Raw genomic sequence first — 13,804 nt, 5'->3', positions numbered from 1 at the left:
CAATGGAACAACCACAAATAGCTGTAATCATGACTTGTTTTAATAGGCGCGAGACAACTTTAAATTGTCTACGTGCCTTATATCAACAAACTCAACCTTTTGACGTTTACTTAACCGATGATGGTAGTTCTGATGGTACGTTAAAAGCTGTGAAATCAGCCTATCCTCAAGTCCAGATTCTTCCAGGAGACGGCAATCTCTTTTGGGTAGGAGGAATGAGACTAGCATTTGCAGCCGCTATGCAGAAAGATTATGACTATTATCTTTGGTTAAATGACGATACCATCCTCGAATCAGATACTATAGAACGTCTGTTAAAACTGCATCAAGAATTAGCAACGAATGGTGAAGAAAAATCTATCTTAGTAGGTACAACTAAAGACATAGTTACAGGAAAAGCTTCTTACGGTGGCGCAGTTAAATCTAATAAATGGTATTCTAATAAATACGAATTTTTCGGTGCAACTGAAGTTCTTCAAGAATGCGACACTATGTTTGGTAACTGCGTGCTAATTCCGCGTGCAGTTGTGAACAAAGTAGGCAATATTGATGGAGCATTTATTCATAGTCTAGGCGACCTAGATTATGGATTAAGAGCAAGAAAAAATGGTTGTTCTGTATGGGTTGCACCCGGATATATTGGTACTTGTAGTAAAAACTCCATCCGCAATAGCTGGGTAGATCCAAAATTACCTGTTACCGAACGCTTGAAAAAGGCAGTCCAAATCAAAGCATTTCCGCTCAAGCCTTGGACTGAATTTTGTCGTCGCCATTCTGGTTTTTTCTGGATAATTTACTGGTGTCTACCTTATCTCCGTGCCATTGTTGGTTATAAAAACTTGGCAGCTTCTCCCACATTTGCGGAGGACATTGCCTAAATGGAGCGCAAACTTGGTTTCTTAGCAGCCGCACCCCGAATTTCCACCCGTCCCGACGCAGAAATGTCTGGGCCTCGTTCCCGTGTTTTAGGAATTATCAAAGGTTTTAAAACCTTGGGTTGGAATGTAGAAACATTTATCGTAGGGGATAGAGTTTCGCAAAAATGGTCGGCGCGTGGTTCTGGAGAAGCCATTAGCAAAGGATTTCTCCGCACCTTGATAGTAGATTTTATGCGGATTGGTCTAGGGTTGATGAACTCTTGGCGAAGTTACCAAGAATTGAAAAATCAAGTGGATTGGGTGTATGAATATGCCGCAACTTTACAATGTTTAGGCTGGATATTTCAGCGTCAAGGTATACCTTGGATTTTACAAGCTGAAGCTTTACTTTTTTATGAAGCAAAGGCGGAAAGGAAAGCTTTGGTATTAGATGGTTTAGCTAAATGGATAGAAATTAAAGCATATCAAAAATGTGATGTTTTGGCTTGTGTAAGTGAAACTTTAAAAGAAATTTTAGTGCGAGATTATGGAGTTGCTAGAGAAAAAATAGTTTTAGTTCCGAATGGTGTGGATGTTGATTTTATTAATCCTGATTTGCATTTAGAAAAAAGATTATTTTCTGATTTTACTGTAGGTTTTATTGGTAGTTTATATGCTTGGGCTGGGTTGGATTTTTTATTAACAGCGATAGCCGAACTACGTAGGGAAGGTTTAGATATCTCCTTGGTAATAGTTGGTGATGGAGCAATGGAGGCGGAATGGAAGAAGCAGAGTCAAGAATTAGGTATTGAGTCTCATGTAGCTTTTTTGGGTAGAGTTCCTTGGCAAGATATTCCTCAATATATTGCTGGATTTGATGTTGGTTACTCTGGTCAGGTGCAATTACAAATGGGCAAGATGTATCTCTCGCCTATGAAACTGTATGAATACATGGCAATGGCAAAGCCAGTTATAGCCTCAGCTTTTGAAGATGCTCAGAGGTTAATTAGCGATCGCCAAACAGGTTTTCTCTTTAATTCAGGTGATGTAAATGATTTAAAAAGTACTTTATCGGAAGCTTATGAAAAAAGAGCAGCACTCCCAGAAATGGGGCGATTAGCTCGGATGGAGATAGTCAAAAATCACAGTTGGACTGCTAGGGTAGAACACTTAATTGCAGGTGCAGAAAAAATTTTAGAAAAACAGCGATCAGCTAACTTGGGTGGAATGCGATCGCACATTCATTAATTTGTCATCACTAGTAAAGAAAACATCTATGAAACGTACATCATCTTATAAACTTCTTGGTGTTCAAGTGGATGCTCTTTCTATCCCTGAGTTGAATGCCTTAATTGCCGAATCTGTTCAACAAAATCAGAAATGGATTATTGCTAATCACAACTTACATAGTCTCTATCTCTTCCACAATGATCCTAAAATGAGAGCTTTTTATGCGAAGGCAGAATATACCCACATCGATAGTATGCCGATAGTATTTATTGGCAAACTTCTAGGCTATCCCATGAAACGAGAACAAAGAGTTACCTATGCTGATTGGGTATGGCCATTGATGGCAGAAGCTGCAAGCCTTGGCTGGCGCATCTTTTATTTAGGTTCTAAACCTGGAGTTGTTGAGCGTGGGGCAAGTATTCTGCGTCAAAAATTTCCGGGTTTACAGATTGCTTGTAAACATGGCTACTTTAATATGAATCCAGATAGTCCAGAAAATAAAGCTACTGTAGATGCTATCAATGCTTACAAGCCCCACATTTTAATGGTTGGTATGGGAATGCCACGCCAAGAACATTGGATAGTTAAAAATCTTGAAAGTATACAAACGAACACTATTCTGACGAGCGGAGCCTGTATAGATTATGTTGCCGGAGCCATACCTACCCCTCCCCGTTGGATGGGAAGGATGGGGTTGGAGTGGTTGTATAGGTTGTTTAGTGAACCGAAAAGGCTGTGGCGGCGCTATTTACTTGAGCCTTGGTTCTTAGGAATATTATTCCTACGAGAAATTTTAATTTTGCCAATTCAATCAAAATAGATGTTTTTATAGCTTTCCCAAGCTTTCATTTATTAAAAATTGTTTCTACATACCATATAAGTCAAGCTTTACTTGCGTAAAACCCAATATCACACCTGACAGATTTTATTAAGTTACAAAGGCGTATCAACCTATGCTGTCCAGCAATATTTCCTTAGATAATTTAAAACCTGATATACGTTCAACTAGAACGCCTAGAATGCAGCGAGGGCTATTTATTAGATTGATGCGTGTAGTAATACTGATGTTGCTAGACGCAGCATTTATTGGTCTTGCATGGAGTTTATCTGGTTTACCTGGGATAAACTTAGATACTTGGACAATCAAAAAATTGACCTTTGTCCTGCTTAATTTGGGCTTGACCTTAGCAATATTTCAAACAACAAATCTTTATCACGCTGGAGTTCATCGTCGAAATTATTTAGGTATCGTTAGAGGTATTTCTATATCTACTATACTGTTATTCTTTATAGATTTTTTCTACACTGAAAATAGCCAAATTGCATATACAACCTTTCTTACATATTGGTTGTTGGCTATAGTATTTGTCTGTTCATCCCGCTATTTATTTAACTTTTTTACCAACTTTATTCGCCTAAAAGGAGCTATCCGTCACCGTATTTTCATTATTGCTGATGAGCAAGACAGAGAAGATTATCATATAAAGCTACTTGAAAAGGAAAATTATTTCTCTATTCAAGGGTATGCAGATTCTCAATGCTTAGACTTAGCTAATAGAGAGATAACTTTTGAATATCTTCGTCATAAAAATGTAGATCAGGTTTTTATTTCTTGGAATAGCATCAAAAATCGTTTGTTTTTATGCTGGTATTTCTATAATGCTGGTATTACCTTACGGATGCTCCCAACAATAGGTGAATTTTCTCTACCTAAATCTACATTTGACATGATTGGAGAAGTCTTTTTTCCAACAATTCCCGCACCGATTATTGTGGGTGGTGATTTTTGGCTAAAACGCTTCTTCGACCTTTGTTTTTCTTTTACATTCATCATCCTGATATCACCTGTATATCTGTTCATTGCCATCATCATTAAATTAGATTCTCCTGGCCCCATATTTTTTAGGCAGAAGCGTGTAGGTTTACATGGTAAGGAATTTAAAATTTGGAAATTCCGAACGATGGTAACAAACGCCGAAAAAATTCAAGCATCCTTAGAAGCGAAAAACGAAATTAAAGATGGGGTGTTATTTAAAATTAAAGATGATCCTCGAATTACAAGAGTTGGTAAGTTTTTACGCCGTTACAGTTTGGATGAATTGCCACAACTTTTTAACGTTTTTGTGGGCGAAATGAGCCTAGTCGGGCCTCGTCCTTTACCTATCCGTGATGTTGAAAAGTTCCAAACACGTCATTTTATTCGCCAAGAAGTTTTACCTGGAATTACTGGTTTATGGCAAGTTTCTGGACGCTCAAATATTGATAACTTTGAGGACGCATTTAAGTTAGATATGGATTACATTGAAAATTGGTCACTCTGGCTTGATTTAAGTATTTTGTTGCAGACATTTAAGGTTGTTGTGCAGAAAACGGGCGCTCATTGATTTTATGTAGGAAAGGGTAAGGGTACAGGGTTAATTTAAAAGTTCTTCCCTGTACCCTATACCTGTTCCCTATTGACTTCTAAGTCTGATATCAGAAGCCTCTTGGAAAGCCTGGGAGATAGAATAGAATGCGGGTTTGGGTTGCAGTTTCTTGTCAAACGGAAGTGGGCGTAGATAGTGCTGGTATTGGGGATTTTCTTTATATTTTTGTGGCATCCATTGAGGATAACGTAGCCAGGTGTGGCGGTCAGTAATACCCCATGTAATCACGGTTCTCACTCCCCCATTGAAGCATACATCCAAAAATTGCTTATAACTATTCGCTACCATTTTATCGACTTCTTCAACCGTCTCTGGAAAAGGTGTGTCAATAACGATATCTAATTCTGTAACTACTGGTTCAACTTCCAAATCCTTGAGTCGTTTTAAGACGCTACTAAATCCTTTCTCATCAAAAGGATAGTTTTTAGAAAACCATAAATGGGACTGAAAACCAGCCCAGTCAATTTTTGCTCCATTATTTTTGAGATATTCTATGGTTTTGAGAAATTGCTGAGACTTCCAACCACCGTTTTCAATACCAAAATCGTTGAGGCATAGTTTTTTGGTGGGATCGACACTAGCAGCAAGTAAAAATAAGTCTCGTAGTAGTTCTGGCTTGAAGCCTCTTTGTAAACCGTAGGGGTTATCAGTTTCTTCTGGACTATTAGCTATGACTTCGTTAGCAACATCCCAAGACTTGAGAACTTTACTGTTGCGGTAATGCCCCATAACGCCTCTAACATGGCGTTCTAGCATCGGAAAAGTAGGAGGGTAGGGAACCCAGTCTGGTCTTGCTGTGTGCCATAAAAGAGTATGTCCGTGCATACGCATATTATTTTGTTCGCAGAATTTGGCAATTAAATCTGCTAATTCAAAGGTAAAAACTCCTGGTTTTGCTTCTGTGGCTGACCATTTTAATTCCCCATTTGGTGTAGCTATAGAACACTCACGCGCTAGTAATTTTGCATAGTCTGGCTCTTTTTGCAAAGCATCACTAGAAATTGCTGCACCATAGAGCATTCCTTTGGCAGTAGCCAATTGTCTGAGGGTAGGAGTATTTTCATAGTTGGCGATCGCAGCATTTGTATTCTCAGGCTCTGTCTTATCTCTGTGTAAAAACCCCATTGCTAATAGAGTCGATAGGGTTGTGAATCCTGCTGTCTTTAAAAACTTTCTTCTATCAGACATAAATATACCTAAATGTACCTAATAGGAAACACAGGCTTGATTCTATTGCACATAAAAATTGAAAACTTTGAAGGTAAATACACTCCTATAAAAAGTTTATCAGCATATTTACCTTCCGTGTTTTCTCTTAATATTTAGCTCTAGAATTAAAGTCGAGGATCTACGGGTTCACTTTCTAAAGCCAAAATCCCAAATACGCATTCATGCACACGACGTAAAGGCGCATGGGCAACAAATCGCTCTAGTGCTTCCACACCCAAGGCAAATTCTCGCATCGCCAAAGAACGCTTCAGGGATAGCCCACGTTGACGCAGACGTTGCAAGTTCTCTGGGGCTGAATATTCCGGGCCGTAGATAATTTGCAGATATTCCTGTCCACGACATTTTACCGCAGGCTGGACAATACCCCGATTTCCCTTGACAATGAACTGCATGGGTTTGACAACCATACCTTCACCACCAACTTTTGTTAGTTCTTCCCACCAATGCGCCCCTTCTGCTTGGCTGCTAGGATCGGTTAAGTCTATGACTTTGTAAGCAGTGGGTAGTAGTAAAGCTGGGTCTGACTGGCAGATTTGGGCTATTTGTTCCATGTGCAAACGATGGTCTTTATCGATATGCACGGCTCCCTCTGTCGCTAGGATATGAAAGGGGGCTAGTTTTAAATCTGCAATGTCAGTAACAGTCCAGCAGTAGCGACGGTAAGCAGCGATGTATTGATTTGCCCTCTCTGCTCGTTGTTGGTAGTGAGTGAGTTGAGTTGTGACATCTATATTGCGATCGCTTGCTTGTTGCAATAATTTTACTGCATCATTTAACCCTATACTTGCTGCCACGCCCACTGGCGCATACTGCCCACGCAACAACCCTTGCGCCTTAGCCGACCAAGGCATGAGTTCACAATCCAAACACACCCAATCTGTATTAAATTTATCCCAAAATCCGCTTGCGCTCAGGGCAGCATTCACCCGTGCTAATAGTTGCGTTTCTAGTGCTAGTAGTCTGCCAAGACAACTTTGCTAGGTTAGAGTTGGATATAAACGCTGCATTTTTCGGCGAGCATCTTTGGTTTGGAAACCCCAATAGACACTGGCTTTTTGCTGATTACGTTGTTTCTCCCAAGCGGCAATCTCAGAAGTTAATGTTTCTGCATTAGGAATACGCCGTTCTAAACATTGGCGGGATAAAACAGATAATTCAATTTCTACTTGATTCAACCAAGAAGCGTGCTTAGGAGTATAGTGAAACTCTAATTTTTGAATAATTCGACGTGCTTCTTCTGGTGGAAAAACTTCATATAATGCGCTGGGAGTATGAATATTCAGGTTATCAACTACCAAACGAATAACATCAGCATCTTGGTAGCAAACATCTACTAAATTTTTCATCTGTTTAGCAAAATCGACTTTAGTTCGACGTTCTGTAACTTCGATATGCCGCCAACCTGCCAAGGGTTGAAAACACGCAAATAAATTTACTGTCCCGTTACGTTTATACTCGAAATCATAACGTTCAGGCTGCTCCGGCTCTGGTGGCAAAGGAAGTCTTACTTCTTCTACTAGTTGGTAGGGACGTTCATCAAAGCAGACTACAGGACGTTTAGGATCATAAGGCTCATTGTATAAATCCAACACATCTTCCATTCGGAAAACATATTCTGCGTTAACTTCAGGAATGCACCACTGTTGTTTTAACCACGGTTTGATTTCATTTTTTTTAAAGTTTGACGCACTGTTTCGTCCGAAATTGAATCTATGATACCAACGTTCACTAAATGATCCGCTAATAATTGCATTGTCCAACGTACTCTTCCAACTGGTGGATTGGAACAAGCAGTGGCAATTAAAAATGCTTCTTGTTTTTCATCTAACTTTTTAGGTTTTGGTGGATGAACTTCATCCTTTAAAGCAAAATCTAACCCCCCAATGACAAATTTTTCTCGTATTCGTTGCACTGTTGCAACATGCGCTCTAACTATGCTAGCGATCGCTTGATCCGTTTCTCCTTCAGAAGCCATTAGAAGAATGTTTGCACGGGTTATGGTTCTTGCTTTGTGTTTACCTTTTTTAATTATTGCTTGTAGCTGAGAAACTTCCTCTTCATTCAAGTCAACAATGTACTTTTTCGCCATGTTACACCCCGTTTTTGGCTATTTTACCAATTAGAGGTTTTACTTAGCAAAGTTACCTTGGCAGACTACTAGGTGGGCGTTGGCTGCGTTATGGCATCCTCTGTATAGGTGGTAATGTTTTAATTTGGGGTTCGTCAATTCAATATTTAAAAGTTACCAAACCAACCTATACCAGTGAATTTGCCTTAATTATTTCTGGTGCTAGTTTTGGTGTCAACGTTAATTTGCCAGGTATTGGTCAAGCGACATCTTCCAGTAGTTCTGCTATGGGTGGTTCTACTTATGATGCCAGGGCAAATTATGAATATATTTTTACTAGCGATGTAGTAATTAAACAAGCAGCTGCAATCGCCAAAATACCAGAAGCACAATTTGGCAAACCCCGGATCAAACTTTTGGACAATACCACAATCATGAAGATTGAAATTACTGGTAAAAGCCCCCAAGAAACACGGAATAAAGCCTTAGCTTTGTATCAGGCGATGATGAATCAAATTAATCTTTTACGAGAAGGAGAACTTAACCAACGTAAGAAACCAACGGAAAAAACTTTACGTTCCGCCCAACAAAAATTAGAACAGGCACAAAAACACCTTTCAGAATATAAAGTGCGTTCTGGGCTAAGTTTTCCCGACCAAATAGGCAATCTCTCATCAAATATTGAGCAATTACGACGACAACGCGCAGAACTAAGAGCGCAAGAAAAATCTACTAGCCAAAGATTAGAACAGCTGGTTAAAAACTTAGGTTTATCTCCGCAAGAAGCCGCAGATGCTTTCTTGTTACGTGTAGACCAAATTTTTCAACAGAATCTCAAAGATTATAGTGAAGCTACAGCCAGCTTGGAAATTTTAATGACTAAGTTCGGTCCTAACCATCCTCAAGTAGTCAAGGAAAGCTCAAGACAGGAAGCTGCTTTGGCTGCCTTACTACAACGGAGTGAACTTTTATTAGAAAAACCTATGACTACAGATACATTAAACCGTTTAGCTTTAGCCGTGAACGGTTCAGGACGAGATACTTTATTACAGAATTTAGTTGCTTATAAATCTGATCAACAAGGGCTTATATCTCAAGTTAAAACCTTAGATGCAGAAATTAATAGTTTGGAAAAGCGTCTAGAAAGTCTTTCTGGAAAACAATCTATTTTAGAAAACCTAAAACGAGATGAACAGATTGCTGAGGCAATGTTCGCGTCTACTTTAACCAAATTAGATTTAGGGCAAGGAGATATTTTTGCTGCCTATCCTTTAGTGCAGATGTTAGTAGAACCCAATACCCCAGAAGAACCCACTGCACCTAAGAAGGGCTTTATTTTAGCTGGTTCTGCGGCTGGTTCTGTCTTAACTACCCTCGGCTTGTCTTTACTGTGGATTCGCAAACCTTGGATAGATAAGTTGTCTAAGTGGATATCTTGATAATTCGTAATTTATAATTCGTAATTAACTATTAATGTGGAAACTAATTAAAGCGAATCCTTTAGAGGATATCCAACCGGAGAATATACCAGAAAAAGTTGTTTGGTGGGCGATCGCCAATACTTATTTTATCTGGGTAGTGGGTGGTTTATACGTTGTTGGCTCTCTTGTTGGCTGGTTGTTATTACTGTTTTTATTAATTAAAATCTTGGCTCAAACCAAAGATACTCCTTCCGAGGAAAAAATTTCTATTTCTTGGATTCTTTGGGTTTGGGTTGTAGGTATGTTGCTCATGGAAGTAGCTTTAATAGCTGGGCATTTAGACTACAACCTCGAAACAGGACTAATAATTAAATCTTCTATTGGTTGGGCTAAAGGTTGGGCTGCATTAGCTCTCTATCCCTTGGCAGGTTGTTTAAAAATTAGACCACAAATAATTTACCGGGCTGTTTGTGTGGTCGGGTTTCATACCCTTTTAATTACACCTTTTTTACTATTAACTCCTTCTTTACATTTACCGCAAATCCTCTATGTTTCACCACTCAAAGCCGTTGGGGGGCCGGGTAATGAATTTTTTGATGTGCCTCTCTATGAAATTGACGGTAGTACAGGTGATTTACGCTGGCGATTATTTACTCCTTGGGGGCCAGCATTAGGATTTGTTGGCAATGTTTATTTTATGCTGGCTTTACAAGAAAAAAATCAAAAGTGGCGTTTGTTTGGCTTAGTTGGTTCCATACTCATGTGCTTTGTTTGTAAGTCGCGTTTGGCTCAAGTTTGTATTGTCATTATTCCTTTACTCACGAAAGTTTTTTCTAGTCTAAATAAACCAAAAATGTTAATTTGTTTGGGATTTACCAGTTATCTTGCAGGTATTTTTTCCCCATCAATTATTCTTGCATTCAATAATTTTTGGGAAGGCTTCAAAGCAGCAAGAGCAGGTTCAACAAGGGTACGTATGGCGTTAAAACGAATTGCTATATATCGCTGGAAAGCGGAAGCGCCGATTTGGGGGCATGGAGTAGTTGAAGATGGACCGCACATTGTTGAACACATGCCCATCGGTTCACATCATACCTGGGCTGGTGTATTGTTTGTCAAAGGAATTGTTGGCTTTATGGCATTGGCTGTTCCTATGGCTTTAAGCTTTATCTATTTATTTATTAAGTCGATGAATAGTAAATATCCGACTGCACAAGTAGGCTTGAGTGTGGTGATGATTCTTTTTCTTTATACTTTTGGCGAGAATTTAGAAATCTTAGTGTACTTATATTGGCCAGGATTATTAGTAATGGGTATTGGTTGCCAAGATTGACTTGACTGGAGGCAAAGACGATTCGTCGCTTACAGGAGTTAGAACCCAAAGCTATTGAAGTCTAACTCCGGTGTTAGCGCAGGGCAAACGCACCTACTTCGCCTGAACTCTTGCTTGTTTAACCATTGCAATTAAAGTTTGATGAGCATCTTCTGCATCTGCTAAAACATGGTCAAACTGGACACGAACAGGGACAGATGCCCCATTGACTTCAGCCGTTAAATCCATACCTTGTGCATCAATTGCCAGTATTTGAGCGGATGAAGCCTGACTAACTCCACCAAAAACTTGAGCATAGAGAACTACCGCATCAGCATGGTCTTCATTCATGTGGTTGCAAATGCGTGAGCTAATTTCCGTAGAAAACTGGTCAGACATTGTAAGATGAGGAATCAGTAAAATAACTCAATAAATTTTAAGCTAATCAAGACTACATTTACCTCTGTAGTAAAAACTGTATTTATATAAAAAAATCTAAAATAGTTTTAAATTCTTCTAGCAGGTTTTTATCAATAGTTGCGGAATCCTTACCAATTAAACTGTAGCAAAAGTATTAAGCTGAGTTATTCCAGTGAGAACCGATGAGCCAAACTAGTCAACGTCAAATAGTTATTGGGGATGTGCATGGACACTACGAAGGATTGATAACTTTGTTAGAAGCGATCGCTCCTGGAGCCAATGACAAAGTATATTTTTTGGGAGACTTAATTGATCGCGGCCCCCATAGCTCATACGTAATTGATTTAGTCAAGGACAATAATTATCTGTGTCTGTTGGGAAACCACGAACAGATGTTACTCAACGTTCTCAGCAATGATTTTTCCCCCGCTACAATGCAAGCTTGGTTACACAGTGGCGGTCATGCAACTATGGCCAGTTACCAAGATAAAAGTATTCCCAAAGAACATTTAGAATGGTTGCAAAGTTTGCCCACATATATTGATTTGGGCGATGTTTGGTTAACCCATGCTGGTCTTGATCCTTGCCTATCCTTATCAGAACAAACCGCCGAGCAATTTTGCTGGATTAGAGAAGATTTTCACAGTATTCGCCAGCCATACTTTTCTGACAAGTTGATCATTATCGGTCATACGATTACCTTCACCTTCCCTGGTGTCAATCCTGGTCAAGTAGCTCAAGGTCAGGGTTGGCTTGATATAGATACAGGTGCATACCATCCCCGTAGCGGATGGTTAACAGCATTAGATATTACAAATAACCTAATTTATCAAATTAATATTTTTACAAATGATTTACGCACCTTACCCTTAGAAGAAGGAGTAGTTCAAGTTGATCCAGAAAAAATAGCGGTTCGTCGTAGCAAGCAGCGAGCGTAAACAATTCAAAATTCAAAATTCAAAATTCAAAATTTCAATAACTGACTACCAGAAAATCAGTAGAAGCAGGGAGGATTTAACTAACTACTCCCCACTCAGGACGCTGCTCATCGCCCCGCTACCGCTAAAAGCACACCTACAATATTGACCGGATTCTTGCTCTATAGGCGGCATTATCTAACCCGTCTCGTCCTCCACTAGATTGAGAATTAATCTCGCGTCTTAGAGAAGTGATGCGATCGCTAGTTCCGGGGTGAGTACTCAAAAATGTTGGTACACTTCCTCCTTGTTTGAGCAACTTCTGCATAAAGGAAACCATTGCAGAAGGAGCATAACCAGACCTAGTTAAAGTTCTTAATCCCCTTGCATCAGCATCATATTCATCTTGACGGCTACGAGGACGGTTGAGAGCTAATTCCACACCAATATTCACTGCTGTACTACGGTCTAAACCTGCGGCTGAGGCGACACCACTAGCTAACGCTCTTTGGCGCATCTGTCTTACTAGATGTCTACCACCAATATGACCGATCTCATGAGCCATCACGCTGGCTAGTTCCGCTTCATTGTCTGCGGTTTTGATAGTACCTGTGTTGATATAAACAAAACCGCCTAAAGTGGCAAAGGCATTTACAGCATCATCTTCCACTACTTGGAATGTATAAGGAAGATTAGGGCGATCGCTATTTGCTGCCAAACGCCGTCCAATTCTTTCTACATAGTTGGTAAGTGCCTCATTGCGGGAAATTCTCACTTGACCACGCAGTTCTTGATTCATCTGACCGCCTAATTCTACTTCCTGGCGATCGGATATATTAGACAGCTGAAGTACTTGCACACCCTGTAATAAAAGCGGACGCAAATCTAAAGCTCTGCCAACTATTGGTGTACCTAGAGACAAGCTTAAAGCGACAACCACCGAAATTAATGGATACAACCAACGCCGCCGCCACACACGATAATTTGCAACCAAGTCTTTCCTATTCATATCAATCCGGTTAGAAGACAATTTCGGGAGAACATTAATTAATATGACGCATGTACATTTTCTAAGTTGCATTATTAACTAGTTATTAGTCATCAGTCATTAGTCATTAGTCTACAGTCCATAGTTATTATGCCCATCTTCCTCATCTCTCCCCACTCCCCCTACTTCCCTCCATCTCCCCGCTCCCAATTTCGCAACTCGTGATACACTGGCGGCGTAACTGCCACTGCCATTAGTGGAAAATTTGCTGTGTAGTTGGTAAAACTTGTTGTTAGAATCAATTACTTCCCGTTGATCTGGAAAATTTTTATGGCTATTTTAGATTCCAAAGGTCGCTTGTTTGGCAAAGTAAATATCCTTGATTTAGGTGCTTTGCTAGTTATTGTGTTAGTTATATTTGGTATTTTCGTATTTCCAGGGACTTCTAGTAGTGTTGCTCAACTCAATGCTAAAACTGTACCCATAGAGGTAGACTTGGTTGTTCGTGGCTTAAATGTACGCGATCCCAAAAAATTAGAAGAAAAGGGGTTGAAAGACGGCGGTAAAACTAAAGTTATTATTCGTAACCAACCTTACGGTGAGATTGAAATTAAATCTGTACAACTTCTACCCAGAACAGTAGTAGTTTCTCAACCAGATGGTTCTGTTAAAGAATTACCAGATCCCAAAGCTAACAACTTCAGTACAGATATGCTGTTAACCTTAGATGGTAAAGCACAAGTTACTGAAGATGGGCCAGTTTTAGGTAATAGTAAAGTAAAAATTGGTATGCCTTTTGAACTGGAAGGCTTCAATTACAATTTCAATGCAACTGTTATCGATATCAGATTGCAAGGTTAGGAAGTGGTCAGTTGACAGTTGACAGTTGTGAGTGCTGAGTTGTGAGTAAGGATTTCTCCCTCATCTCCCCCCAC

12 protein-coding genes and 1 pseudogene are annotated in these 13,804 nt (G+C 39.7%); 8 read left to right on the top strand and 5 right to left on the bottom strand.

The window, feature by feature from the left end:
• The first annotated feature begins 2 nt into the window (after positions 1-2).
• The 4 genes from NSMS1_RS29190 to NSMS1_RS29175 all read left to right on the top strand — a co-directional run bounded on the left by NSMS1_RS29190 (position 3) and on the right by NSMS1_RS29175 (position 4,471).
• A complete protein-coding gene (locus tag NSMS1_RS29190; RefSeq protein ID WP_224088337.1) occupies positions 3-878 on the top strand; it encodes a glycosyltransferase family 2 protein in 876 nt (291 codons plus the stop codon).
• Positions 879-2,105, top strand: coding sequence for a glycosyltransferase family 4 protein (locus tag NSMS1_RS29185; RefSeq protein ID WP_224088335.1), 1,227 nt, complete (start codon positions 879-881; stop codon positions 2,103-2,105).
• A gap of 28 nt (positions 2,106-2,133) precedes the next feature.
• Positions 2,134-2,907, top strand: a complete 774-nt coding sequence (locus NSMS1_RS29180; RefSeq protein WP_224088333.1) for a WecB/TagA/CpsF family glycosyltransferase — start codon at positions 2,134-2,136, stop codon at positions 2,905-2,907.
• A gap of 133 nt (positions 2,908-3,040) precedes the next feature.
• Positions 3,041-4,471, top strand: coding sequence for a sugar transferase (locus NSMS1_RS29175; RefSeq protein ID WP_224088331.1), 1,431 nt, complete (start codon positions 3,041-3,043; stop codon positions 4,469-4,471).
• A gap of 69 nt (positions 4,472-4,540) precedes the next feature.
• Here NSMS1_RS29175 and NSMS1_RS29170 read toward each other — a convergent pair whose 3' ends face one another.
• The 3 genes and pseudogenes from NSMS1_RS29170 to NSMS1_RS29160 all read right to left on the bottom strand — a co-directional run bounded on the left by NSMS1_RS29170 (position 4,541) and on the right by NSMS1_RS29160 (position 7,832).
• Positions 4,541-5,701: an endo-1,4-beta-xylanase gene (locus NSMS1_RS29170; RefSeq protein ID WP_224088329.1), complete on the bottom strand. Its 1,161-nt coding sequence runs from the start codon at positions 5,699-5,701 to the stop codon at positions 4,541-4,543.
• A gap of 146 nt (positions 5,702-5,847) precedes the next feature.
• Positions 5,848-6,693 (bottom strand): annotated as a pseudogene (locus tag NSMS1_RS29165) (polynucleotide kinase-phosphatase); the annotation flags it as partial.
• A gap of 27 nt (positions 6,694-6,720) precedes the next feature.
• A protein-coding gene (locus NSMS1_RS29160) for an IS630 family transposase (RefSeq protein WP_411908649.1) occupies positions 6,721-7,832 on the bottom strand; the annotation gives its coding sequence in 2 pieces (ribosomal slippage) (positions 6,721-7,412 and positions 7,412-7,832; 1,113 coding nt in all).
• Between the two features lie 224 nt (positions 7,833-8,056).
• Here NSMS1_RS29160 and NSMS1_RS29155 point away from each other — a divergent pair.
• Entirely contained in the window at positions 8,057-9,250 is a 1,194-nt protein-coding gene (locus tag NSMS1_RS29155; protein ID WP_224088327.1) for a GumC family protein, read from the top strand.
• A gap of 34 nt (positions 9,251-9,284) precedes the next feature.
• Positions 9,285-10,565 carry an O-antigen ligase domain-containing protein gene (locus tag NSMS1_RS29150; protein ID WP_224088325.1) on the top strand — a complete coding sequence of 427 codons (1,281 nt, stop codon included), beginning with the start codon at positions 9,285-9,287 and terminating at the stop codon, positions 10,563-10,565.
• 93 nt (positions 10,566-10,658) lie between these two features.
• Here the strand turns inward: NSMS1_RS29150 and NSMS1_RS29145 are convergent, their stop codons facing one another.
• Complete coding sequence (locus NSMS1_RS29145; RefSeq protein WP_224088323.1) at positions 10,659-10,943, bottom strand: DUF2470 domain-containing protein; 285 nt, start codon at positions 10,941-10,943, stop codon at positions 10,659-10,661.
• Positions 10,944-11,146: 203 nt separating this feature from the next.
• Here NSMS1_RS29145 and NSMS1_RS29140 point away from each other — a divergent pair, with 203 nt between their 5' ends.
• The gene (locus NSMS1_RS29140) at positions 11,147-11,902 is read left to right on the top strand and encodes a metallophosphoesterase family protein (protein ID WP_224088321.1); all 756 of its coding nucleotides are present in this window, start codon (positions 11,147-11,149) and stop codon (positions 11,900-11,902) included.
• 136 nt (positions 11,903-12,038) lie between these two features.
• Here the strand turns inward: NSMS1_RS29140 and NSMS1_RS29135 are convergent, their stop codons facing one another.
• A complete protein-coding gene (locus NSMS1_RS29135; RefSeq protein ID WP_224088319.1) occupies positions 12,039-12,890 on the bottom strand; it encodes a M48 family metallopeptidase in 852 nt (283 codons plus the stop codon).
• A 309-nt stretch (positions 12,891-13,199) separates the two neighbouring features.
• Here NSMS1_RS29135 and NSMS1_RS29130 point away from each other — a divergent pair, with 309 nt between their 5' ends.
• Positions 13,200-13,730, top strand: coding sequence for a DUF4330 domain-containing protein (locus tag NSMS1_RS29130; RefSeq protein WP_224088317.1), 531 nt, complete (start codon positions 13,200-13,202; stop codon positions 13,728-13,730).
• Positions 13,731-13,804 lie beyond the last annotated feature (74 nt).

It is taken from the genome of Nostoc sp. MS1 (genome assembly GCF_019976755.1).
Taxonomy (GTDB): Bacteria; Cyanobacteriota; Cyanobacteriia; order Cyanobacteriales; family Nostocaceae; genus Trichormus.
This window is presented reverse-complemented; position numbering and strand designations above follow the sequence as displayed.

Bases quoted from the DNA above. Each gene is read 5' to 3' on its own strand.
- NSMS1_RS29190 (WP_224088337.1), top strand. From the start codon at position 3: ATGGAACAACCACAAATAGCTGTAATCATGACTTGTTTTAATAGGCGC.
- NSMS1_RS29185 (WP_224088335.1), top strand. From the start codon at position 879: ATGGAGCGCAAACTTGGTTTCTTAGCAGCCGCACCCCGAATTTCCACC.
- NSMS1_RS29180 (WP_224088333.1), top strand. From the start codon at position 2,134: ATGAAACGTACATCATCTTATAAACTTCTTGGTGTTCAAGTGGATGCT.
- NSMS1_RS29175 (WP_224088331.1), top strand. From the start codon at position 3,041: ATGCTGTCCAGCAATATTTCCTTAGATAATTTAAAACCTGATATACGT.
- NSMS1_RS29170 (WP_224088329.1), bottom strand. From the start codon at position 5,701: ATGTCTGATAGAAGAAAGTTTTTAAAGACAGCAGGATTCACAACCCTA.
- NSMS1_RS29150 (WP_224088325.1), top strand. From the start codon at position 9,285: ATGTGGAAACTAATTAAAGCGAATCCTTTAGAGGATATCCAACCGGAG.
- NSMS1_RS29145 (WP_224088323.1), bottom strand. From the start codon at position 10,943: ATGTCTGACCAGTTTTCTACGGAAATTAGCTCACGCATTTGCAACCAC.
- NSMS1_RS29140 (WP_224088321.1), top strand. From the start codon at position 11,147: ATGAGCCAAACTAGTCAACGTCAAATAGTTATTGGGGATGTGCATGGA.
- NSMS1_RS29135 (WP_224088319.1), bottom strand. From the start codon at position 12,890: ATGAATAGGAAAGACTTGGTTGCAAATTATCGTGTGTGGCGGCGGCGT.
- NSMS1_RS29130 (WP_224088317.1), top strand. From the start codon at position 13,200: ATGGCTATTTTAGATTCCAAAGGTCGCTTGTTTGGCAAAGTAAATATC.